Origin of the sequence: Haloferax sulfurifontis ATCC BAA-897 (assembly GCF_000337835.1) — an archaeon.
In the GTDB taxonomy this organism is placed as follows: domain Archaea; phylum Halobacteriota; class Halobacteria; order Halobacteriales; family Haloferacaceae; genus Haloferax; species Haloferax denitrificans.
Genome location: NZ_AOLM01000028.1, coordinates 113400 through 136429, shown reverse-complemented (window position 1 = coordinate 136429; position 23030 = coordinate 113400). Strand labels below are relative to the sequence as shown.

Sequence of the window (23030 nt, the reverse complement as noted above, 5' to 3'; positions counted from 1 at the left end):
ACCCGACTTCGAACCCAACGATGACCGACGCATCCGACACACCCGACGGAACCCCCGAGACAGACGACGAGACCACCCCCGACTCGGTCCGGGCGAACACGCCCGGCCGCGGCGTCCGCCCCGAGGCGGCCGCCATCGAACCCGCCGCGCCCGACGACTTCGGCCTCGTGCAGGTGTGGTGGGGCGACGGCAAGGGCAAGACCACGGCCGCGATGGGCATGGGTTTCCGCGCCGCCGGCCACGGCTACCGCGTCCACATGCTCCAGTTCCTGAAGGGCGGCGCGGACTCCGTCGAGGCCGTCCGCGGCGAGTACAACGCCATCGACGCGATGCCCGGTTTCTCCTTCGAGAACCTCGGCCACTACGGCTGGGCCGGCATGGCCGACGGGAGCGACGACGCAGACCACGAGGCGCAGGTCGCCGCCGGCCTCGACCGGGCGCGCGAAGTCGTCGACGCCGCGGCCGACGCCGACCTCTCGGCACCGCTCGACCTCGACGGCCCGCCGGAAGCGGGCGTTCACCTCCTCATCATCGACGAGATGCTCTACGCCGTGGCGATGGGACTGCTCGACGAGGCCGACGTGCTCGACCTCGTGGAGCGCAAGCCCGAGCATCTCGAACTCGTGTTGACCGGGAGCCACGAGGAGCCGACCTATATCTACGACGCCGCGGACCTCGTGACCGACGTCCGAAAGGGGAAACACCCCATCGACGCCGGCCAGCGCGCGAGAAAAGGGACCGAGTACTGAGGGCGTCGACCGGTCCGACGTAGCGTCGGACTGAGCGCCGAAACAGCGCCGACTCAGAGCCGACGGGCGATGTCCAGCGCCTCGTCGGTCGGAACCGGTTCGTCCAGCGCCCGTAACGTCTCGACGAGCGCCGCGACCCGCGTCTCGTCGGGGTCGTCGTCGCCGACGCGCTCCAAGAGCCGCCGGGCCGCGCCGGTCCCGCTCTGCGGGCCGAAGTAGAGCGTCCGCGACCCGCCGAAGGCCGCCGGGTCGAACGGCTCGAACGTCGCCGGGTCGTCCAGCATCGCCGCCGTGTGGAGTCCGGACTCGTGAGAGAACACGTCCGACCCGAGCACCGATTTCTCCGCCGGCACCGACTCGCCGAGCGCCGTCAACACGTCGTTCGCCCGGGGGATGAGCGTCGAGGGGTCGAGCGCGGGGCGGTTCACGGCGCGACTCGTCTCGGCCGCGACGACGAACTCCTCGACGGGGACGTTGCCGGCGCGCTCGCCGATGCCGGCGACCGACACGTCCACCTTCTGCACGTCGTGGGCGACCGCGGTGAGCGCGTTGGCCGTGGCGACGCCGAGGTCGTCGTGGAAGTGGACGCCGAGGCGGGTCGGGTCGGCGTCGAGGTCGTGGAGGAACGACGACACCTCGAACGGCGTCTTCGAGCCCACGGTGTCCGCGATAGTGAGGTACGTCGCGTCTATCGAGTCGAACAGGCCGCCGAGGAACGCGGGGTCGGTCCGGAAGCCGTCCATCGCGGTGAAGTGGACTTCCAGCCCGGTCTCGGCCGCGGCGTCGACCGTCTCGCCGACGAGCGAGCGCAGTTCGTCCTCGTCCTTCCCGAGCAGTTCGGTCCGCTGTCGCTCGCTGGTCGGCGCGAACACGTCGATGACGTCGACGCCGGCGTCGACCGCGGCCTCGACGTCTTTCGGGACGGCGCGGGCGATGCCCGTCAGCTTCGTCTCCACGTCGACCGCGTCGCAGACCTCGCCGGTCCGTGCGCCCGCAATCGGGAAGCCGACCTGCACGTAGTCGACGCCGAGGTCGTCGAGGGCGCGGACGGCCGCGACTTTCTGCTCCGTCGTGTAGGACGCGCCGGGCCGCTGTTCGCCCTCGCGGCAGGTCACGTCGAGGAGGACTGGCTCCGCGGCGGCCATTCAGACACCTCCCGCGCGCCGGAGCGCGTCGATGTCGGCGTCGTCGTAGCCGAGCGACGAGAGGATGGCCTCGGTGTGCTCGCCGAGCTTCGGCGGGTCGGTCGAGTCGGGGCGGTCGAAGCCGCTGGCGACGACGGGGAACCGCGGGACGCTGACCGACCGCGACGTTCCCTCGGCGGTCTCGACCTCGGTGAAGAAGTCGGTCGCCCGCAGGTGGGGGTCCTCCGCGACCTCGTCCATCGAGTTCACCTTGGCGACGGGGACGCCGACCTCCCGCAGGCCGGCGACGAGGTCGGCCGCGGGGAGCGTCTCGCACTCGGCGCGGAGCAGGTCCATGAGTTCGTCGAGGTTCTCCCGGCGGTCCGGGAGCGTGTCGAACCGGTCGTCCTCGTGGAGGTCGAGCCCGAGCGCCTCGCAGAGCGCCGCCCACTGGCGCTCGCCCGAGGGACCGATGAACACCCACTCGTCGTCGGCCGTCTCGAACACGTCGTAGGGTGCCCAGTTGGGGTGCGACGCGCCCATCGGCCCCGGCACGTCGTCGTAGGCCTCGGTGTACGCGAGCCAGTAGCCCATCATCGAGACGGTGGACTCGAACAGCGGCGCGGTCACCTTCGACCCCTCGCCGGTCCGGTCGCGGCGGTAGAGCGCCCCGAGGACCGCTATCGCGCCGTAGAACGACGCGGCCATGTCGGCGATGCTCGTGCCCGACCGAACCGGGGGCATCCCCTCGTGGCCGGTGACGCTCATCAGCCCCGACAGCGCCTCCGCGATGGGGTCGAGCGCGGGGTACGACTCGTAGGGGCCGGGGTTGAACCCCTTGATGGAGCAGTAGACGAGCCCCGGATGCGTCTCTCGCAACTGCTCGTAGCCGATGCCGAGTCGCTCGGCGGTTCCCGGCGCGTAGTTCTCGACGACCACGTCGGTCTCGTCGAGCAGGTCGAAGAACGCGTCGAGCGCCGCGTCGGACTTGAGGTCGAGCGTGAGGCTCCGCTTGTCCCGGTTGACGTAGTTGAACGAGCTGTTTCCGACCGGCGACGACCCGCGGATGAGGTCGCCGCCCTTCGGGTGTTCAACCTTGATGACGTCCGCGCCGAGGTCGGCGAGGAGCATCGAGCAGAACGGCCCGGCGATGATGTGGCCGAGTTCGAGGACGCGCACGCCGTCGAGCGGGAGCCCGGACGTCTCCGACGCGGTCGCAGAGCCGGTCGCGTCCGCGGCAGTCTCGGCGCTGGCGCTCTTGGCGCGCTCGGCGCTGTCGCCGCTCATGGAGTGACGCCCCCCGTCCCCGCCGGCGACGACGAACGCTCGCCGGCGCGCTCGGAGCCGAAGAGTACCGTCGCGCCGTCCTCGCCGAAGACGAACGCGTCGGCGAGGTCGAACGACACGTCGAGTCGGTCGCCGGCGACCGCGTCGTCGACGGCGTCGCTCACCACGTCGAAGGGGGTGCCGTCTTCGAGGCGGCCGTGGACCACGGACTCGGTCCCGAGGGTCTCGACGACCTCCACGTCGACCGAGAGCCGACACGCCCCCTCGGAGCCCACGTCGAGGTACTGCGGCCGGATGCCGAGCCTGACGCGACCGGCGGCCGGGACGTCGACGCCGGCCGGAAGCGAAAGCTCGAACCCGGGGCCGACGAGCGCAGTTCCGCCGTCTCCGGCCTCGACCGCGCAGTCGACGACGTTGGTCGAGGGCATGCCGATGAACTGCGCGACGTACTCCGAGTTCGGGTAGTCGAACAGCCGTTTCGGCGGGTCGACCTGCGCGAGTTCGCCGTCGCGGAGGAGGACCACTTGGTCGCTCATCGTCATCGCCTCGGTCTGGTCGTGGGTGACGTAGACGACGGTCGTGTCGAGTTCCTGGTGGAGTCGCTGAATCTCGACGCGGAGGTCGGACTTGAGCTTCGCGTCGAGGTCGGACATCGGCTCGTCCAGAAGCAGTACGTCGGGGTCCTGCACGAACGCGCCGCCGAGGGCGACGCGCTGTTGTTGGCCGCCGGAGAGCTCGGCGGGCATCTTCTCCAACTGCGCTTCGATTTGGAGGACTGCGGCGGCCTCGTCGATGCGCTCGTCGCGCTCGGCCTTCGGGACGCCGTGAATCTTCAGGCCGTAGCCGATGTTCTCGCGGACGGACATGTGCGGGTAGAGCGCGATGGACTGGAACACCATCGAGACGTTGCGCTCCTGCGGCGGGAGGTCGGTCACGTCCTCGTCGCCGAACGAGACGGTGCCCGAGGTGGGCGTCTCAAGCCCGGCCAACATGCGCAGGGTCGTCGTCTTCCCGCAGCCGGAGGGGCCGACGAAAGTCGTGAACGAGCCTTCGGGGATGTCGAGGCTGAGGTCGTCGACGGCGACGTGCGTGTTTCCGAGGGTGCGAAACTCCTTTCTGACGGTGTCGAGGTGGATGCTGGTTGCCATTATTCGAGGCCTCCAACGCTGAAGCCCTGGAGGAGGTATCGTTGCAGGAACAGTGCGATGAGGAACGGCGGAATCGAGATGAGAAGCGAGACGGCCATCGTCTCGCCCCAGCCGATGCTGACGCGGTCCAAGAACAGCGACGCGCCGACGGTGATGGTGTACATCTCGTCGCGGCTCATCACGACGCGCGCCATGGTGAAGTCGTTCCACGCGACGGCGAACGCGAAGATGGCCGCAGAGATGTAGCCGGGCCGGGCGACCGGCAGGACAACGTCTCTGACGGTGCGCCAGCGACTCGCGCCGCGGACCCACGCGGACTCTTCGAGCGCGATGGGAACGGTCTGGAAGTACTGCCACATCAGCCAGATGCAGAACGGCGCGGAGATGGCCGTCAGCGCGAGGGTGAGCGCGAAGTGGCTGTTGAGCAGGCCGAGCGTCGAGAAGACGACGTACAGCGGGATGGCGAGGACGATGGGGCTGAACATGTACGAGAACAGCACCGCCCGCGCCGCCAGCGACTTCCCGGTGAAGTCGAAGCGCGTCAGGCCGTAGCCCGCCGCGACCGCGATGGTCGTCGAGAGGACGGTCGAACCGAGGGTGACCACGAGGCTGTTGACGAAGTACCGGACCGTGTCGGTCGACCCGAAGAGCACGAGGAAGTTCCGGAGCGACGGCTCGGTGGGAAGCAGGTTCACCCGCCCGCCGGCGAACGTCGTCGCCGGCGACTGGATGGCGATGACCACCATCACGTACACCGGGATGACGGTGAACACCGAGATGAGAAGCGCCGTCAGGTAGACGGCGATCCGCTGGAGGCGCTTCTGGGTGTCGTGGGAGACGAGGCCGCGACCGGAAGACGTCACCATCTCACGCCACCTCCTGTTCGGGCGCGAACGCCCGGAAGTAGACCACCGCGACGCCGGCGAGGAGGAAGAACATGACGCCGGCAAGCGCCGTCGCCATGCCGAAGTTCACCTCGCTGAACGCGAGTTGGTAGACGCGAATCGGGAGCGTCGTCGTCTGCTGGAGCGGGCCGCCGCGGGTCGAGAGGTAGATGATGTCGAACTTGTTGAACATCCAGATGCCCCTGACGAGGAGGATGATGAGAATCGCGCCGCGGAGGTGCGGGAACGTGATGTCGCGGAACGCCTGCCACGTCGTCGCGCCCTCGACCCGCGCCCGCTCGTAGAGGTCGGGGTCGATGGCTTGCAGGCGCGCGAGCAGGATGAAGAAGGCGAAGCTGGCGAACTTCCAGACGCTCGTGACGACGACCGCCGGCATGGCGAACTCCAGCGTCGAGAAGAACGCTATCGGCTTGTCGATGAGCCCGGCGTCGACGAGGAACTGGTTCAGAATCCCGATGTTGGGGTCGAGGATGAACTTCCACATGAAGATGACAACGAGCGTCGGCAGGAGGTACGGGAAAATCATCAGCGTCCGCAGGGCGTCGCCGCCGCGGATGCGCTGGTTGATGACGAGCGCGAGCCCCAGCCCGATGACGAGGCTCAGCCCCGTCGTCGCCACCGCGTAGACGACGCTGTTCCAGAGGAAGCCCCAGAACGCGCCGTTGCCCAGCAGTTCGGCGTAGTTGCCGAGGCCGACGAACGCGGGGTTCCGCACGGGCGACGCGAGCAGGCTCATCCCGAGCGCGTAGACGATGGGGATGACCCAGACCACGACGAAGAACGCGAGCATCGGGACGAAACACGCCGCCAACAGGAGCGTCGTGCCGTCCACGTCGCGCTCCCGGATGGCCGACCCGGCGGCCGCCAACCGCGATTTGAGGGCCGTACTCATTGCAATCCGCGGAGCTGGTCGGCCAGCCAGTCGACCGTCTCGTCGGGCGTGAGCCCGCCGACGAGAAGCTGGTCAGCCGCCTGTCCGAAGAGCTGTTCGCTGTAGGCGTCGGCCGCGACGATGTTCGGCGCGCCGTCGTCGCCCGTCGCGAGGACGCTCGTGAAGGCGTCCCAGTTGTCGCGGACGAGGTCCATCACGTCGGGGTGCTGTTGGATGACCTCGTTTTCGGTCACCTCGGGGGCGTCGAGTTGCTCCCGCGTCGGCGGGAACTGGAACAGCGGCGCGGAGAGCACGAAGTCGAAGAAGCGCGACGAACTCGTGAAGAAGTCCACGAACGCCTGCGCGCCCTCGGTGTTCTGGCCGTCGTTGCGGACGAGGTGGCCCTCCATGTACGACCACCACTTGTCCTGTGCCGCCCCGCTCGGCACGGGGAAGGGCATCGGACTGAGGTTCTCGACGAGGTCGGGGCGGTTGGCCTGAATCGTGAGGATGGGGAGGCCGCCGACGCTGGCGATGGCCGCGGCGTTCTCCTGTTGGAGCGCGCCGATGGCGTCGCCCCACGCCCACCCCGAGCCGTTCGGCGAGTACTCGGCCATCGACTGGACCCACTCGAACGTCTCGACGGCCGCCTGGCGGTTGTCACCGTCGTCGAGTCTGACCTCGATACCGTCGGAGGGGCCGCCGTAAATCTCCACGTCGTTCTGCCAGAGATACTGCGTCATCTGGGTGTCGGCGTTGTTCGTCTGGCCCGACTGGATGACGTAGCCCTCCATCGACTCGTTTGCCGACACCTCGCCGGCGGCCTCGATCCACTCGCTCCACGACGCGGGCATCTCCGAGTACACGTCGTTTCGGTACCAGCCCATGAGCGGTTCGACCATCGCGGCCGCGAAGTACGACTCGCCGCCGACGTTGACCGGGTCGGGCAGGTCGTTATCTTGGACGGCCCCCGTGACCGGCGCGAGGACGCCGTCTCGCTGGAGCCGATACGCGTCCGTCGAGGTGTCGAAAAGCAGGTCCGGCGGGTTGCCCGCGGCGACCATCTTCTGCATCTCGGCGTCCGAGGAGGTCCCCTTCGCCGTGTAAATCATCTCGACCGTGTGGTCTGTCTCTTCTTCGAACTCGGCGATAATCTCGTCCATCACGTCCTTCGAGTCGCCGCGGTCCGAGAGGTATCGAATCGGCTCGTTGGAGCCGCCGCCACCGCCGCCGCCCAGACAGCCAGCCGTCGTCACCGCCGCCGCGCTTCCGACCGCCGCGAGGAACGTCCGGCGCGACGACCCGCGCGTTTTCCGCCCGTCGCCACCGCGTGAGTGATTCCCATTTATCATGGTAATTGCAAACAATACGTACACTGGTAGAGGGCACGGGAGTAGTGCCTACCCCTGTTGGCTCTTTATAATGGTTTTCGGAGGTATGGTGACGTATTTCAGGTGTACTAGGCGCTTAAAAGCCGGCTCGCGGCGCGCTGGGGGCCGAACCGGTGGGAGTCGGGGAGGAACCGGGAGGAGTCCAGAGGAACCGGAAGGAGTCGAGAGGAGCCGGGAGGAGTCGGAGGTCAGGTGCTGTCGGGGTTCGCGGGCGTCGTCGCGTCGGCGAGCGCGTCGCTGAGGAGTTTCTTTTCGGCCCGGCGGAGGTGTTCCAACACGGTCGGCCTGCTCACCTCGAACGCCGCCGCGATTTCCTCGACCGTGACGCCCCGCGGCCAGTCGTAGTAGCCGCGTTCGAGCGCGTAGCCGACGACCTCGGCCTGCCGCTTCGAGAGCCGCGTGGAGGGGCCGACGAAGGGTTTCAGCCGCCGGAGTTCGACGGTCCCGAGCGACCGGAGTCCCGAGATGATTGCCTTGAGGTCGGCCCGCCGGAACACGACCACGTCGAAGACGCGCGAGCGCCCGTAGAACTGGCTCATCCGCTGGAGCATCCCGTGGTTCTCGCGGATGATCGGGAGCGCGCCGGACGACCGCTTCGTGATGAGCAGTTGGTCGTCGCCGACGAGTTCGAGGTCGCTGACGACCTCGCTGGCGGCGAGCCGCTCGGCCATCTCGTCGCGGTGCTCGCCGGCGTCGACGACGAAGCGGATGTCCGTCTCGCCGAGCACCTCGCAGTTCGTCACGACGACCGGGCCGTCGACGAGGTCGCTCACGTGCGACAGCACGTAGTCCTCGTTCAGTTCGAGGAGGATGGTCGCGCGGAGCATCGCTATCGAGACCTCCGGCTGTCGGGGATAGACGGGCGTCCGAGACGGTCCGGTTCGGCCACGGCTACTGCGCCGATACGTCGCCCGCGGGTAATAGCTGTATCCCGAGTCGGACGACCCGCCGTCAGCGGCCCGGTCGGGTTACTCCTCCGCCGGCGACACCGTGATGACGGGAACCGGAACGCTCCGGACCGTCTCCTCGGCGACGCTCCCGAGGAGGATGCGGTCGACGCCGCTCCGCCCGGTCGTCCCCATGACGACGGCGTGGATGTCGTTGTCCGCGACGTACTCCCGAATCGCCTCGCTCGGCGAGCCGTGTTCGATGGTCTCGGCGAGCTTCGTGACGCCGTGTTCGTTCGCCTCCTCGACGACCTGCGAAATCGCCTCGTTCGCCCCGCGCTCGCTCTCCTCGCCGGAGAGCATCGACCGCACGTCGAACCCGAGCGCCGAGTCGTCGACGACCGACAGCACGTGGACCGTCGCGTCGAGTTCGGCCGCGAGCTCGAGGCCGTGGCTCGTCGCCCGCTTCGCGGAGCGACTGCCGTCGGTCGGGATGAGGATGCGCTCGTAGGGGAACGTCAGCTCTTCGTCGGGCTTCATGCGGGCGGTGAGAACCGGACGGTCAGACAGGCGGACGACCTTCTCCGTGACGCTCCCGCGAAGCTGTCGGGAGATGCCCTCCCGCCCGTGGGTCGGCATTACGATGAGGTCGTAGTCGTACTCCTCGGCGTACTGGACGATGGTCGGCGCGGGGTTGCCCTGCACCACGTCCGTCGAGTAGTCGACGCCGAGATTCTTGAGCGTCTGCGCCGCCTCCTCGACGACGCTCTCGCCCTCGCGTTCGAGCGCGTCGACCACTTCGTTGTCGACGACGGTGACGCTGTCGCGGGTCGTGTCGGCGACGAAGAGCAGTCGAATCTCCGCGTCGTCCCAGTGGGCGAGTTCGCTGGCGTGGTGGAGGACCGCGCTCGACGACGTGCTCTCGTCGACCGGCAGGAGGATGCGCTCGTACATGGCTTGTCATACACCCGGTCGCCGGTAAGTCCTTTCGCCGGACGGCGTCCGCGGACCCCCGTCTCCGGCGGCACGACCCCGGCGCGCCACACAGTTATCAGACAGCAGTCACAACGGGACGACCATGGCACCGAGAAACGAGTCGTCCCGCGGCGGCGAAACGCGGCCGCGACGCCGCCGCCGGAACCGACGCCGACAGCGCGGCGACGACGGCGAGGGTGGCATTGACGCGTGGCTCGACGCGACGGTCTACTTCGGGCTCGGACAGCACCTGCTCCTCGCGCTTCCGATGCTCTGGGTCGCCTTCATGACCGTCTCGACGCCCGTTGCGGTCACGACCGCGGCCGTCGTCTCGCTGTCTGTCGCCTGCCTCGCCATCGGCGCGCTCCGGTTGGGCGCCGTCTCTGTCGGCGCGCCGTGGCACCGCATCGAGGACAGCGAACTCGGTCTCGGCCCCGACGCGGGCTACGGAGCCCTCGTCCGACGGGCGGCCTACCTGAACGCGACGCTCGGCCTCGGGACGTTCCTCGGCGCGCGGGCCGACCTCGTCGGCGCGGGACTCGCCGGCTCTGTCGTCGTCGCCGGCGGCGTCGCGCTCTGTGCGATGCTCGCGCTCCCACGACTGCGGGCCGCGCCGGCCCGTGCGTCGGCCGCGGCCGCCGGTGCCTACTACGCCGTCTCGCTCCTCGTGGTGGCCGCGTTCCCCGGCGCGGTCGACCTGTTTTCCCTCGCGCCGTCGGTCGCGCTCTGCGTGCTCGCGGTCGCGACCGCCTGCGCGTTCGACGTGGTGACCGGCCGAGACCGTCGCTGACGGCCTCTCGTTCGCGGTCGTCTCGCCGCCGTCCGCGGGCATCAAGTTTTCAACCCTCGCGCACCGACTCGTCGGGCATGACACCGATTCCGCGAACGGAACGCCCGCCCGAGGTGCCGCGACGTGGCTGACGCCGCGCTCGCCGACGACCCCGTGGCGGCGCTCCGCACGGCGGCCGAAACCCTCCGCGACCGACGCGAGGCGGTCGACGAAATCGGCCGCGAGGAGCTTCGAACGCTCGCGTCCGCCGTCCGCGACGTGACCGGGATTCTCGACCGATACGAGGAGCGCGCGACCGACGACCTCGAAGGCTACGTCGCGTTCCGCGAGGCGCTGTCGGACCGGTTGGAGGAGGTCCCCGCGGACGTGCGCCACAGCGACGCCTTCATCGACGCCAACGAGTCGCTCACGACCGGCATCACCTCGTCGCTGTCGGCGTCCGACTTCGAGCAGGCCAGACGCGAGTTGGCCCCCGCCCGCGAGGAGGCGGCGCTCCTCGGCGAACTGGACGAGGCGAGAGACGACTACCGGAGCGCCCGCCGGCGACTGCGGGAGCGGGCAGACGAACTCGACGCGCGAGTCGACCGCCTCGAACGCGTGCGGGAACTCGGCGAGGCCGACATCGACGCGCCGGTGGACGAACTCCGCGACCCCATCGAGCGATACGACGACGCCGTCACCGAGGCGTTCGACCGGTTCCGCGCCGAGTCGTCGGCCCGCGGGGTGCTCGCGTGGCTGGCGGCCGCCGAGTCGTACCCGCTGGTCGAGACGCCCAGTCCCCCCGAGCGACTGCGCGAGTACCTCGAAACCGCCGCCATCGGCGACGAGCCGATTCCGACGCTCGTCGAGTACGCCGGCTACTCGCGGTCGAAGCTCGACCACTACGTCGAGGACCCCAAGCGGTTCTCCGCGGCCGTCGGGACGAACAAACGGTTTCTGGAGACGCTCGACGCCGACTCGCTGACCGTGTCGTGGCCGCCGGCGTCCGCCTCGGAACTCCGCTGGCGGACGAAGGAACTCGTCGCCGTCGGGAGTCGATTCGCCGACGACGAGACGGTCGCCCGCGCCCGGGAAGTCCACGAACTGACGTACGAGGAGTCCTACGACCGCCTCCGCGACGCCGCGGTCGCCCGCGCGGAACTCACCGAAGACCAGCGCGACCGCCTCCGGCGGGGCGTCGTCGCAGACGAGCTGGCCGCGGCCCGCGAGGAGCGCGAGCGGGTCGAAGACTGCCTCGACGCGAACCCGCCGCTGGACGAGTAGGGGCCGACGAACCCCCGAGCCGGGGAAAAAGCACTTACCCGACTCGGCGGAACGCCCGATAATGCGTCTCCGGAAACTCGCTCTCCTCCTCGCGGTGGTCGGTCTCGTCTGCCTCCCCGCGCCGGTGTATCTGCCCGCGCTCGCGGACGCGACGTCGCCGCCGCCGCAAACCTCGCAGTCGTACCGGGCCGAGCCGGTCACGCTCGCGAACCACTCGGACATCGAGCACATCGTGCGCCGTCACGGCCGGTCGGTCTCGATTTCGGTGCATCAGGTGAGCCAGCGGTACTCGGCCGGCGAGTACCGCGTGCCGAACGAAACCCGCGAGGCGCTGGAGGCGGCGATGCGGAACGGCACCGCCCGAACGACGGCGGCGGGCGCGAGAGCCGACCTCCGCGCCATCGCGCGGAACAACACGTACGTCCACGACGCCTACGGCGAGCGCGACCAGTACTACCGGTTCAGCGTGCGCGAAAACGGCTCGGTCGTCACCGCGCGAAACGCCACGCTCCAGCGCGTCGCCAACACCACCGTCGAGCGGGGCGCGTACAGCTACGCGAACCTCTCGCCGGAAGCGAGAGAGACAGTCGACAGAATCCTCCGGAACTCCTCGGACGACCTCGGCTACCGACCGCGGGTGAACGACGCCTTCGTGGACCGCCTCCCGGCGCTCGTCGAGAAGGAGGGGACGCTCTACAGCATCACCGCCTACACGCACGTCGACGACTTCGGCTTCGGGGCCGCGCTCGTCGTCGGCCTCGGCGTCGCGGGCGTCGGCGCGGTCCTGCTTCTCGTCGGAGGAGCGGTGTACGCTATCGCGCGGTGGCGCGAGTAGCGGGAGAAAAAACGCACCGAGCCGCGAGACGGCGGCTCAGTTCAGTTCAGCTCAGTTCGCGTCGAGGATTTCGACGTCGAAGACGAGCGTCTCGCCGGCGAGTTCGTGGTTGAAGTCGATGCGGACCACGTCGTCGTCGGCGTGGACGATTTCGCCGAGGCCGCCCTGCTGGGTCTGGACGTACAGGCCTTCCTCGGGCTCGTCGCCGAGCACCTCGCGGAGCTGTTCGGTCTCGTGCTCGCGGACGAGGTCCTCGTCGTGCTCGCCGTAGGCCTTCTCCGGCGGGATTTCGATGCTCTCCTCGTCGCCGACGGACATGCCGACGAGCGCCTCGTCGAGCCCCTCGATGACGGTTCCCGCGCCGACCTCGACCGCGAGCGGCTCGTAGTCGCGGTCGGGCTGGGCCTCCGCGAGACCCTCGGCCTCGGCCACGTCCTGACGCGACGTGTCGAAAATCGTGCCGTCAGGGAGCTGTCCGACGTATTCGAGCGAAACGGAGTCGCCGGTTTCAATCGTCATACCGCGTACTCTCTGCCGGAGACGGATAAGTGGCCGTACTGCCGGTGAGAGTATTGGCTCTTTGTCATATCGGGCGATCGCCCACGCGCTCGGCGCGCCGCGAGCGGAGACTCAGAACAGCCGCCAGACGAAAGACCGGAGTTTGTAGCTCAGCGACCCGCGCTGGTAACCGTTCCACCCGCTCATCCCGCCCGCGAGCGTCGCCGCGTCGTACCCCTCCTCGCGGAGGAGCCCCGTCGCCCGCTTTGCGACGACGCCCATCTTACAGACGACGACCACGTCGCGGTCCCGCGGAATCTCGTCCAGCCGGCGCCGAAGCGAGGCGTCGTCGCCCGACCGGAGGTCGTCGTAGACGGGGACGTTTCGGCTCCCGTCGATTGCGCCGCGTCGGTAGTTCGACTCCGGGCGGACATCGAGGACGAAGGGGCCGTCCCCGTCGTCGAGGCGGGCGGCGAGTTCGTCGGGGCGAATCGAGGGCACGGCTACCACCACGTCGCTGGCGCGGAAAGCGCTGGCGCTTCCGCGGCCCGCCCGCCGAGACCGACGCCGTAGCTTGAACACGGCGGTCCGCGTAGCGCCCGTATGGAGTGGGACGAACGCTACCGGACCGGAACGTACCCGACCGACCCGGAGCCGTCGCCGGTGCTCCGGGCGTACCTCGACGAACTGCCCGACGGCCGCGCGCTCGACGTGGCGGCCGGCAACGGTCGCAACGCGCTGTTTCTCGCCGCGAACGGCTACCGGGTGGACGCGCTCGACCAGTCCGGCGAGGGGCTGAGCATCGTCGACGAGCGCGCCCGTTCCCGCGGGTTCGCCGACCGCGTGGAGACGATTCGGGCCGACGCGACGACCCACGAGTTCCCCGAGTCGAGGTACGACCTCGTCACCATCAGCTACTTCCGGACGCTGGACCGCCTCGCCGACGTCAAGGCGGTGCTGAAGCCCGGCGGCGTGCTGTTCTACCAGCACCACCTGCGGGCCGACCCGCCGGCGACGGTGGGGCCGAGCACCGACAGATACCGCTTCGACTCGAACGAACTGCTCCGCGCCTGTCTCGACCTCACCGTGCTCTACTACGACGAGACGACCGAACCCCGCGACGACCGGCAGTCCGCGACGGCGACGATTATCGCGCGGAACACGCGGGGCGGGGCGCAGTCGTATCCGCGGCGCAGGCTGACGGGACGGGACGCGTGACGGCGCGGCGCGGCTGTTCCGCCCGTTCGACTCGACTCTCGACCGCGAGTTCGCCATTCAGTTCTCTAACCTGAGAAACACATATCACACGTCGAACTCGAACAAACTGTATGTCAACGGATTGGTTCACTCAGTCGGGGTCGACGGGGACGGTGACCGTCGAGAGACGCGACGGCGCGTGGTTTCTCCAGTCGCCCGAAACCGATTCCGACGTGAAATGCATCTTCGATGACGGCGACGAACCCGCCGATTCATCGGGACCGACGCGAGTGAGTATCACCGTCTCGAACTACATGGCGGGACGCGGCAGTGACGTGGACTACCTCTTCGCCTCGGTCGGAGCGGACCAGTCAGGTTTGGGTTCCGACGGCCCGGAATCGACGGCCGAATCGGCGACCGAATCGGCGTCGGCGTCGGAATCAGAGGCGGCGTCGAACGACGCGGGGAGCGCGGAGTCGACGCGAACGCTCTCGGAACTCACCGGGAGCGGGGCGTACGTGACCGTGGAGGCGACGGTCGAGTCGGTCGATTGGGTGGACAAGAACGACCCCGGCACGCCGGACATCATCGGCCACCTCACCGACGAGAGCGCGCCGAACGGCGTCGTGTTCGTCGTCCCCGACGGCGTGAGCCACCCGTACCTCGGCGAGGGCGCGCGGTTCGAGTTCGCCGGCGCGAAGGACCACCACTACCGCGCGAAAGACCAGGTGCAGTTGCTGATAACGGACGCGACGCAGTTCACACAGCGCTCTCCGCCGGACGACGACCGCGACGCCCGCGGGTCGGGACGCCGGGGCGGTCGGGGGCGGGAGCGGAGTCAGTCGCCGAGCGACCGCGAGCGCCTCGGGGCGCTTCGAGACATCGCCGAGAGCGCCATCGGCGACGAGACGTTCGTGGAGTCCCAGTCGAGCGACGACTCGCTCGTCGGCGCGGCGAAGCGCCGGGCGCGAAAGCAACAGCGCGACCCGGCGATAGACCCGCGGATGCAGGCGTTCGACGACGAGGAAAAAGACGAAGAGGCGTCGTCGGACCGGGACGACGACTGAGCGACGGGTCCGACCAATCGCGTGACGCACGGACGACGACCGTCCGAGCGGTTTACAAATTGTGCAAATTGTGGACTGTGTAGGCCGAGATGGCGGTCGACGCTACTCCGTCTTTTCGTCCTCGCGGTCACGACGGGCCGCGTCGTCGTCTCGGTCGTTGGGGTCGCCGTAGCCGCCGCCGCCCGGCGTCCGAACCGTGACGGTCGTGCCGGCGGGCACGTCGCGGGTCGTCTTCGACGGGACCGCCTCGCCGTCCACGAGGTTCTGTCCCGTCGCCCCGTCCTCGCCGCCGGCGATGCCGCGGGGGGCGACCCGCCGGCGCTCGGTGAGAAGCGAGACAGTCGCGTCGGCCTCGACCGTGACCGACCGGACGATGCCGAGGCCGCCGCGGAACTCGCCGCGGCCGCCGCTTCCCTCGCGGAGGCCGTACGCCTCGACGAAAAGCGGGTACTCGGCTTCCAGCGCCTCGACCGGCGTGTTGAGCGTGTTGGTCATCCCGACCTGCACGCCGTCCATGCCGTCGCCGCCGGCGCGGCCGCCGAACCCGCCGCCGATGGTCTCGTAGTAGGTGAAGCCGTCCGAGCCGCCGGCGCGACTGCCGATGGTGAGGTTGTTCATCGTCCCCTGTCCCTGCGCGGGGACGCGCTCGGGGGCGGCATCAGCGAGCGCCGAAAAGACCACGTCGGTCACGCGCTGGCTCGTCTCGACGTTGCCGCCGACGACCGCCGCGGGGGCGTCGGGGTTGAGGAGCGACCCCTCGGGGACCTCGACCGAGATGGGGTCGTAACAGCCTTGATTCGGCGGTATTTCGGGGTCAGTGACGCATCGAACGACGAAGTACACCGCGCTCTTGGCGACCGCGAGCGGGGCGTTGACGTTGCCGGCGACCTGGTCGGCCGTGCCGTCGAAGTCGAACGCGACGGTGTCGCCGTCGACCGTCGCGGTCACCTCGATGGGGATGTCCTCGTCGGTCACGCCGTCGCCTTCGAGCACGTCGCGGGCGCGGTACTCGCCGTCGGGCAGGTCGCGCAGTTCCGCGGTGACGCGGTTCCGGGAGTAGTCCATCACGGCGTCGAACGCCGCGAGGACGCGGGACCGGCCGTGTTCCCCGACGAGGTCGGCCAGTCGCTCCTCGGCGCGCTCGTTGGCCGCGAGTTGCGCGCGGACGTCGGCGCGGCGCTCGCCGGGGTTGCGGACGTTGGCGAGGAGGAGCGACAGCACGTCGTCGTTGGTCTCGCCGCCGGCGACGAGCCTGACCGGCGGGAGTCGGAGCCCCTCCTGATAGATTTCGCGCGCGCCGGCGGGCATACTGCCGGGCGTCATCCCGCCCACGTCGGCGTGGTGCGCCCGCGAGACGGCGTAGCCGAGCACCTCGCCGTCGACCGCGAGCGGCGACACCATCGTCACGTCGGGGAGGTGCGTGCCGCCCTCGAAGGGGTCGTTGAGGACGAACACGTCGCCCGGTTCCGGGTCGTAGTCGAGGACCGTGTCCACGGCCTCGGGCATCGCGCCGAGGTGGACCGGGATGTGTTCGGCCTGCGCGACGAGGCGGCCCTCGGCGTCGAACAGCGCCGTCGAGCAGTCGCGGCGCTCCTTGATGTTCGGCGAGTACGACGAGGTGATGAGCACCTGCCCCATCTCCTCGGCGACGCTCTCGAACTGGTTGCGCATGATTTCGAGCGTCACGGGGTCGACCTCGCGGTCGCTCATTCGCCGTCACCCCCGCTGGTCAGGACGAGCGTCCCGTCGGCCCCGACCGTCCCGCCCCACGCCGGGGGCACGACGACGGTGCTCTCGTGCTGTTCGAGGATCGCCGGCCCCTCGACGGTCGCTCCCGCGCCGAGACCGTCGCGGTCGTAGACGGGCGTCTCGCGGAACGCGCCGTCGAAGAACGCCTCGCGGGTGTCTTTGCGGGCGTCGCCGTCGCCGCGGTAGGTCACGTCGAGGGAGTCGCGTTCGACCACGGCGGTCGCCCGGACGTTGACGAGTTCGACCGGGTCGTCGAGGCGGTAGCCGTAGGCGCTCTCGTGGGCCTCGTGGAACCGCGCTTCGACCGCCGCGGCGTCGAACGTCTCGCCGACGGGCACGGTCAGTTCGAAGCTCTGGCCGACGTACCGGAGGTCGGCGGCGCGCCGGACCGCCGCGTCGTCGGGGTCGGTCACGTCGTCGAGCGTGTCGGCTTCGAGGTCGGCATAGGCGGATTCGACCGCCGCGGCGTCGAGGCCGGACAGGGGTCGGCGGAGCGTCCGCACCGAGTCGTGTTTCTGGTCGGCCGCGAGCAGGCCGTACGCCGAGAGGACGCCGCAGGCCCGCGGAACGACCACGGTCTCGATGTCGAGGCTCTCGGCGAGCGCGGCGGCGTGCATCGGGCCGGCACCGCCGAAGGCGACGAGGCCGAACCGCCGCGGGTCGTGGCCGCGCTCGACGGTCACGGCGCGAATCGCCCGCGTCATGTTGGCGTTGGCGACGCGGTAGACCCCGCGGGCGGCCGCGAGCGCGTCGTCCAGTCCGGCCTCGTCGGCGAGGCCGGCGAGCGCGTCGCGGGCGGCGTCCACGTCGAGTGAGAGTTCGCCGCCGAGGGCGGAACTGCCGCCGATGTAGCCGAGGACGACGTTCGCGTCCGTCACGGTCGGGTCGGTGCCGCCGCGGCCGTAGCAGGCCGGACCGGGGTTCGCGCCCGACGACCGCGGCCCGACCCGGAGCGCGTTGCCCGAGTCGACCCACGCGATGGAGCCGCCGCCCGCGCCGACGGTGTTCACGTCCACCATCGGCGTCTTGATGGGCCGGCCGTTGATTTCGGCGTCGGTGGTCCGCTCGACCTCGCCGTCGCGGACGAGGCTCACGTCGCTGGAGGTGCCGCCCATGTCGAAGGTGACGAGGCCGGCGAGGTCGTCGCCGGAGTCGGTGGCGGTCTCCGCCGCGCCGACGACGCCCGCCGCCGGCCCGGACATCGTGGTCGTCACGGCGTGTTCGCGCACGGTCGACGCCGGGGCGATGCCCCCGTTGGCCTGCATGATTTTCGGGACCGGGACGCCGAGGTCGGCCGCGCGGGATTCGAGGCGGCCGAGGTAGCTGTCGATGGCCGGCGTCACGTAGGCGTCGACAGCGGTGGTCGAGGTGCGCTCGAACTCGCGGAACTCGGCGAGCACCTCGTGGGAGGCGGAGACGGGCGCGTCGAGTTCCTCGCGGAGCACGCCGGCGACGACGCGCTCGTTTTCGGGGTGCTGGTAGGCGTGCAACAGCGAGACGGCGACGCTCTCCGCGCCGGCGTCGCGGATGTCGTCGGCGAGCGCGCGGACCTCCGACTCGTCGACTTCGGTCTGGATGCCCTCGACGGTCGCCCGCTCGGTCACCTCGAATCGGCGGCGGCGCGGGACGAGCGGGGCGGGCTTGTCGGCGGTCACGTCGTAGAGGTCGGGGCGGGCCTGTCGGCCGATTTCGAGCACGTCGCGGAACCCCTCGGTGGTGACGAGCGCGGTCGTCGCGCCGTCGTCTTCGAGGAGGGCGTTGACCGAGACGGTCATCGCGTGGGTGAACGCGTCGACCTCGGCCAGGTCGATACCGGCGTCGTCGCAGGCCTTCTCGATGCCGCGGACGACGCCGACGCTCTGGTCGTCCGTGCTCGGGACCTTCGCGGTGACGAGGCGGCCCTCGGGAGTCAGAAGCGCCACGTCGGTGAAGGTGCCGCCGACGTCGACGCCGATTCGCGTTTCTGTGTCCATCAGAACACCCCCATATCGGCGGCGACCGTATAGAGCGTTCGGAGGCCGAGCCAGACGACAACGAGCGTCACCAGCCCGCCGACGACGTTCTGGAGCGTGGAGTTGGCGTACGACCCGAGGATGTCGCGGTCGTTCATCACGTAGATGAGGAAGACGGCGACGATGGGAAGCAGGACGCCGTTTGCGACCTGCGCGAAGACGATGGCCTGCACGGGGCTGTAGCCGACCGCGGAGAAGACGATGCCGACGAGCAGAATCGAGCCCCAGACGGCGCGGAACTTCGTGGACTGGAGGTCGGTGTCCCAGCCGAGCGCCCCCGCCGTCGCGTACGCGCCGGCCAGCGGGGCGGTCGTCGCGCTGGTGAAGCCCGCGGCGAACAGCCCGATGCCGAAGAACACCTTCGCCTGCGTGCCGACGAGGGGTTCGAGCTGTTCGGCCATCGTGCTCACGTTCTGGATGTTCGTCCCGACGGGGAACGCCGCCGCGGCGGTGACGAGAATCGAGATGGTGATGAAGCCGCCGAGGACGATAGACAGGACCGTGTCGGCCCGCGACTCGTGCAACTCCTCGGGGCCGGCCCACCGCTCTTGGACGCTCCCGGCGTGGAGAAAGAGGTTGTAGCCGACGACGGTCGTCCCGATGAGGCCGGTGATGAGGAACGCAGACCCCTGCGGGACGCTCGGGACGAACCCGCGGGCGAGCGCGCCGAGGTCGGGGCCGATGAGGACGGCGTCGATGAGGAAGGAGACGGCCATGATGGAGACGAGACCGACGAGCGCTTTCTCGATGAGTTTGTACTTGCCGGACCACAGGAGGACGCCGGCGACGAGGCCCATCGCGGGCCCCCAGAGGTTGGCGCTGATGCCGGTCAGGCCCTCCAGTCCGGCCGCGCCGCCGAGGATGTTCCCGGTCTCGTAGGCGGCCGTCCCGATGCCGATGGCGCTCACGACGAGGGCGATGCTCAGCCCCGACAGCGCGGGGTTGTCGAACTGCTCGCGGAGCGCCTCGCCGAGGCCCTCGCGGGAGACGAGGCCGAGTCGGGCGCTCATCTCCTGAAGCACGATAGTGGCGACTATCGAGAAGGCGATGGTCCAGACGAGCGCGTAGCCGAATCGCGCGCCCGTCACGCTCGCGGTCGTGACCGTGCCGGGACCGATGAACGCGGCGGCGACCATCGCACCCGGACCGATAGATTTCAGACGTTGGATGATGTTCATGGTTCTTCCTGTGAGGTGAATTGACGTATCAAACTCTGAGTGATAAATCCCGGTTGAGAACGCCGTTTACGGCGGGAAGAGCGCGTGTGAAGGAGTATGAACGAGTGTGAAGTCCGCGCCGGGCGTGGCCCTCAACCGGTTCGGGCGACCGGCGAACCGGTCGACGGTCCGCGCCGGGCGCGACCCTCACCGGACCTCGGTGAGAAGCACCTTCGAGACGCCCTCTTCGACCTCGATGTCGAACGGCGACTGCTCGGTGCTGAGCGCGATGAACCGCGACATGAACCACTTGACAGACTCGGTGGGGAAGACGACGTGGAAGGTGTCGCCCTCGGAGGCGCGGACCGTGAGAAAGCCGCAGAACGACAGCCAGTCGAGGAGTTCGCCCAGCGACTCGAACCGGTCGCGGTACTCGTGGGCGTGGAACGCCGCGACCCGGTCGACGGCGTCGAGGAACGCGGGGTCCGGGTCGCCGTCGTCGTCCTCCACGTAGTCGAGAAACGTGTGCAGGAAGTCCACGTCGAGGAGGACGTGCTCGCCGCTCGACAGCATCTGGTGGTAGGCTTCGAGGTTCGGCCCGGCGTCGGTCGTCGCCGCCTCGAAGTTGGCCGCGTAGAAGACGAGCGCCTCGCGGACGAGCTCGCTTTGGGCCTTGTCGGTCCGGCCGGCGAGCCCGTCGAGCGCCGACTGGGCGTCCTCGTCGAGCGACACCGTGATGCGATTCGTGACCATGAGACCCTAACTCTCGGTGGAGTTCTTAAGCGATGTGCAGACGACCGCCGCGAGCCGAACGAGAGTGACGAATCGAGCGGGACCGTCAAAAAGTGTGAAAATTTTAGAAATTGTACGGGTGACGCGGGCGTTAGTCGTCGCTCCGCTGTCGCCGGGCGGGCGGTCCCGCGGCCGTCGCCGACTCGGTGAAGACGAACCGCGCGCCGCCGGCCGAACCGCGCTCCGCGGTCGGCGTCCAGTCGTGGGCGGCCGCGATTCGCTTGACGATGGCGAGGCCGAGGCCGCCGCCGCGACGCTCGCTCACGCCGGCTTCGAAGCACTCCGCGGGCGAGCGGTCGGCCGGGAAGCCGTCGCCGTCGTCCTCGACGAAAAAGCCGTTTCGCGTCCGGCCGATGGTCACCGTCACCTCGGGTCCGCCGTGGGCGACTGCGTTCTCGAACAGGTTCTCGAGGAGCTGTCGGAGCCGACTCTCGTCGGCCGCTATCGTCCGCGACGCGCCGCCGGCCGTCCGGTCGAACCGGAGTTCGGCGTCGTCGGTCGGGACGGTCTCCCACGCCCGCTCGGCCGCGCGCCGGAAGTCCAACGGCTCCGTCTCGACGACCGTCTCGCCCTGCGTGGCGAGCGTCGTCAGGTCCGAGAGCAACTCCTCGACGCGGTCGAGGCTCCGACCGAGCTTTCGGAGGTCCTCGGCGTCCGCGTCGCCGGGCGACTCGGCGACGATGTCGAAGTAGCCGCGAGCGGTCGTCAGCGGCGTCCGGAGGTCGTGCGAGACGACCCGCGTGAACTCGCTGAGGCGCTCGTTCTGCCGTTCGAGCAGGCGCTGGCGGGCGTTGCGCTCTGTCACCTCGCGCTGGAAGCCGATGTAGTTCGCGACGCGCCCGTCGTCGCCGTGGACCGGCGTTATCTCGCAGTGGTTCCAAAACGGCGTCCCGTCGCGGCGGTAGTTGAGGAGTTCGATACTGCACGGCTCCTCGTCGGCGATGGCCTCGCGGAACCGCTCGCACTCTTCCTCGTCGGTGTCCGGCCCCTGCAGGACGCGGTGGTTCTCGCCGAGAATCTCGTCGGCGTCGTAGCCGGTGAGCTCCTCGAAGGCGGCGTTCGCGTAGACGATGGGGCAGTCGTCCTCGCTCGGACCGGTGATGGTGATGCCGACCGAGGCCTCGTCGATGGCGCGGCGCATCAGCGACAGTTCGGCCTCCTGGGCCAGTCGCTCGGAGATGTCCCGGAGGATTCCCGTCGTGCCGACGACCTCACAGCCGTCGTCGTGGAGGAGCGTGAGGTGACACTCCATGGGCACGCGGTCGCGGCCGTCGCCGTCCGCCGCGAGGAGTTGCGTCTCGAAGGTGAGCCGGTCGGTCTCCGCGCCGTCGCCGAGCGACGCCCGGAGCGACTCGTAGGTCTCGTAGTCCGCGTCGGGCAGGTACGACGAGAGATGCGACCCGAGGACGCGGTCGCGGTCGTGGCCGACGAGCTCGACGAAGGCGTCGTTGACGTACTCGAAGCGGTCGTCGGCGTCGAGGGAGTAGACCGGGTCGCCCGCGGCGCGGATGATGTGCTCGTCGCGGGCGAGTTCGTCCCGTCGGGCCCGCTCGCCGGAGATGTTCCGGAGGATACCGACCGAGCCGCGGAACGCCTCGCCCTCGTAGGGGAGATAGCCCATGTGGTCGCGGCACGGCACCGCCTCGCCGTCGGCGGTCCGGAGTTCGATTTCGAACTGGGTCGTGTCGGGACCGCTCGACGAGAGAACCCCCCCGAGTTCGCTGGCCGCCTTCTGCACGTCCGCGTCGTCTTTCACGAGCTCCGGGCCGCTCCCGAGAATCTCGTCGACCGCGTAGCCCGAGAGGTCCGCGAAGGCGTCGTTGACGTAGGTGAAGCGGCCGCGCTCGTCGACGACGTACACCGGGTAGCCGAGCGCTTCGAGAACGGTCTCGTAGCGCTCCGCCCGGCGGGTCGCCCGGTGCTCGGAGACGCTGTTTTCGATGCGGTTGACGAGGAGTTCGTACTGCTCGGAGGAGGGCTGTTTCTGGAGGTAGTCGGTGACGCCCGCGGAGATGGCGTCGCTCGCGACTTCCTCGCTCCCCTTGCCCGTAAAGAGGATGAAGGGAAGCGAGCCGTGTTCCTCGCGGACCGTTTCGAGGAGTTCGACGCCGGTCATCGCCGGCATGTCGTAGTCGCTGACGACGCAGTCGATATCGGAATCACGAACGATATCGAGCGCGGCCGTCGGGTCCGAGCAGGTCGTCACCTCGAACGAAGAGAGTTTTCGAAGGTACGTCTCGCCGAGGTCCAAGAGCGCCGCATCGTCGTCGACGTAGACGATATGGGGGGATTCCGAGGTCGTCATCGATAGTTACCAAATAATAACATTCGCG

At 69.3% G+C, this 23030-nt stretch carries 21 protein-coding genes; 6 read left to right on the top strand and 15 right to left on the bottom strand.

Annotated elements, in window-relative coordinates; translation table 11 throughout:
- Positions 1 to 20 precede the first annotated feature (20 nt).
- Positions 21 to 749 (top strand): cob(I)yrinic acid a,c-diamide adenosyltransferase, encoded by a 729-nt coding sequence (locus tag C441_RS17665; RefSeq protein ID WP_007276318.1) that lies wholly within the window; start codon positions 21 to 23, stop codon positions 747 to 749.
- 53 nt (positions 750 to 802) lie between these two features.
- Here the strand turns inward: C441_RS17665 and C441_RS17660 are convergent, their stop codons facing one another.
- The 8 genes from C441_RS17660 to C441_RS17625 all read right to left on the bottom strand — a co-directional run bounded on the left by C441_RS17660 (position 803) and on the right by C441_RS17625 (position 9316).
- The gene (locus C441_RS17660) at positions 803 to 1894 is read right to left on the bottom strand and encodes a LeuA family protein (protein WP_007276317.1); all 1092 of its coding nucleotides are present in this window, start codon (positions 1892 to 1894) and stop codon (positions 803 to 805) included.
- Positions 1895 to 3160 carry a CaiB/BaiF CoA transferase family protein gene (locus C441_RS17655; RefSeq protein ID WP_007276316.1) on the bottom strand — a complete coding sequence of 422 codons (1266 nt, stop codon included), beginning with the start codon at positions 3158 to 3160 and terminating at the stop codon, positions 1895 to 1897.
- On the bottom strand, positions 3157 to 4308 hold the full coding sequence (locus C441_RS17650) for an ABC transporter ATP-binding protein (RefSeq protein WP_007276315.1): 1152 nt from the start codon (positions 4306 to 4308) through the stop codon (positions 3157 to 3159). The genes C441_RS17655 and C441_RS17650 overlap by 4 nt, the downstream gene beginning before the upstream one ends.
- A complete protein-coding gene (locus C441_RS17645) occupies positions 4308 to 5174 on the bottom strand; it encodes a carbohydrate ABC transporter permease (protein WP_007276314.1) in 867 nt (288 codons plus the stop codon). The genes C441_RS17650 and C441_RS17645 overlap by 1 nt, the downstream gene beginning before the upstream one ends.
- Before the next feature lies 1 nt (position 5175).
- Positions 5176 to 6105, bottom strand: a complete 930-nt coding sequence (locus C441_RS17640; RefSeq protein WP_007276313.1) for a carbohydrate ABC transporter permease — start codon at positions 6103 to 6105, stop codon at positions 5176 to 5178.
- Positions 6102 to 7340, bottom strand: coding sequence for an ABC transporter substrate-binding protein (locus C441_RS17635; protein ID WP_049920696.1), 1239 nt, complete (start codon positions 7338 to 7340; stop codon positions 6102 to 6104). The genes C441_RS17640 and C441_RS17635 overlap by 4 nt, the downstream gene beginning before the upstream one ends.
- A 323-nt stretch (positions 7341 to 7663) precedes the next feature.
- Positions 7664 to 8302 (bottom strand): helix-turn-helix domain-containing protein, encoded by a 639-nt coding sequence (locus C441_RS17630; RefSeq protein ID WP_007276311.1) that lies wholly within the window; start codon positions 8300 to 8302, stop codon positions 7664 to 7666.
- A 141-nt stretch (positions 8303 to 8443) separates the two neighbouring features.
- Positions 8444 to 9316 carry a universal stress protein gene (locus C441_RS17625; RefSeq protein ID WP_007276310.1) on the bottom strand — a complete coding sequence of 291 codons (873 nt, stop codon included), beginning with the start codon at positions 9314 to 9316 and terminating at the stop codon, positions 8444 to 8446.
- A 124-nt stretch (positions 9317 to 9440) separates the two neighbouring features.
- On the opposite strand from C441_RS17625, the gene C441_RS17620 reads away from it, so the two are divergent.
- From C441_RS17620 to C441_RS17610, 3 genes are all read left to right on the top strand, one after another.
- Entirely contained in the window at positions 9441 to 10127 is a 687-nt protein-coding gene (locus tag C441_RS17620; RefSeq protein WP_007276309.1) for a hypothetical protein, read from the top strand.
- A 123-nt stretch (positions 10128 to 10250) separates the two neighbouring features.
- Positions 10251 to 11390 carry a DUF7118 family protein gene (locus C441_RS17615; RefSeq protein ID WP_007276308.1) on the top strand — a complete coding sequence of 380 codons (1140 nt, stop codon included), beginning with the start codon at positions 10251 to 10253 and terminating at the stop codon, positions 11388 to 11390.
- A gap of 61 nt (positions 11391 to 11451) precedes the next feature.
- Positions 11452 to 12225, top strand: a complete 774-nt coding sequence (locus tag C441_RS17610; RefSeq protein WP_007276307.1) for a hypothetical protein — start codon at positions 11452 to 11454, stop codon at positions 12223 to 12225.
- Positions 12226 to 12276: 51 nt separating this feature from the next.
- Here C441_RS17610 and C441_RS17605 read toward each other — a convergent pair whose 3' ends face one another.
- The gene (locus C441_RS17605; RefSeq protein WP_007276306.1) at positions 12277 to 12744 is read right to left on the bottom strand and encodes an FKBP-type peptidyl-prolyl cis-trans isomerase; all 468 of its coding nucleotides are present in this window, start codon (positions 12742 to 12744) and stop codon (positions 12277 to 12279) included.
- A gap of 111 nt (positions 12745 to 12855) precedes the next feature.
- Complete coding sequence (locus C441_RS17600) at positions 12856 to 13224, bottom strand: rhodanese-like domain-containing protein (protein WP_007276305.1); 369 nt, start codon at positions 13222 to 13224, stop codon at positions 12856 to 12858.
- Positions 13225 to 13326: 102 nt separating this feature from the next.
- Here C441_RS17600 and C441_RS17595 point away from each other — a divergent pair, with 102 nt between their 5' ends.
- Both C441_RS17595 and C441_RS17590 read left to right on the top strand, forming a co-directional pair.
- Positions 13327 to 13941, top strand: coding sequence for a class I SAM-dependent methyltransferase (locus C441_RS17595; RefSeq protein WP_007276304.1), 615 nt, complete (start codon positions 13327 to 13329; stop codon positions 13939 to 13941).
- Between the two features lie 110 nt (positions 13942 to 14051).
- Positions 14052 to 14987, top strand: coding sequence for a hypothetical protein (locus C441_RS17590; RefSeq protein WP_167321015.1), 936 nt, complete (start codon positions 14052 to 14054; stop codon positions 14985 to 14987).
- A gap of 102 nt (positions 14988 to 15089) precedes the next feature.
- Here C441_RS17590 and C441_RS17585 read toward each other — a convergent pair whose 3' ends face one another.
- The 5 genes from C441_RS17585 to C441_RS17565 all read right to left on the bottom strand — a co-directional run bounded on the left by C441_RS17585 (position 15090) and on the right by C441_RS17565 (position 23002).
- Positions 15090 to 16697, bottom strand: a complete 1608-nt coding sequence (locus C441_RS17585; RefSeq protein WP_007276302.1) for a hydantoinase B/oxoprolinase family protein — start codon at positions 16695 to 16697, stop codon at positions 15090 to 15092.
- On the bottom strand, positions 16694 to 18709 hold the full coding sequence (locus C441_RS17580) for a hydantoinase/oxoprolinase family protein (RefSeq protein WP_007276301.1): 2016 nt from the start codon (positions 18707 to 18709) through the stop codon (positions 16694 to 16696). Before C441_RS17580 ends, C441_RS17585 begins: the two co-directional genes overlap by 4 nt.
- A complete protein-coding gene (locus C441_RS17575; protein WP_049920681.1) occupies positions 18709 to 19926 on the bottom strand; it encodes an Nramp family divalent metal transporter in 1218 nt (405 codons plus the stop codon). Before C441_RS17575 ends, C441_RS17580 begins: the two co-directional genes overlap by 1 nt.
- Positions 19927 to 20112: 186 nt before the next feature.
- A complete protein-coding gene (locus tag C441_RS17570) occupies positions 20113 to 20658 on the bottom strand; it encodes a ribbon-helix-helix protein, CopG family (protein ID WP_007276299.1) in 546 nt (181 codons plus the stop codon).
- Between the two features lie 130 nt (positions 20659 to 20788).
- The gene (locus C441_RS17565) at positions 20789 to 23002 is read right to left on the bottom strand and encodes a PAS domain S-box protein (RefSeq protein WP_007276298.1); all 2214 of its coding nucleotides are present in this window, start codon (positions 23000 to 23002) and stop codon (positions 20789 to 20791) included.
- Between the last annotated feature and the right edge of the window lie 28 nt (positions 23003 to 23030).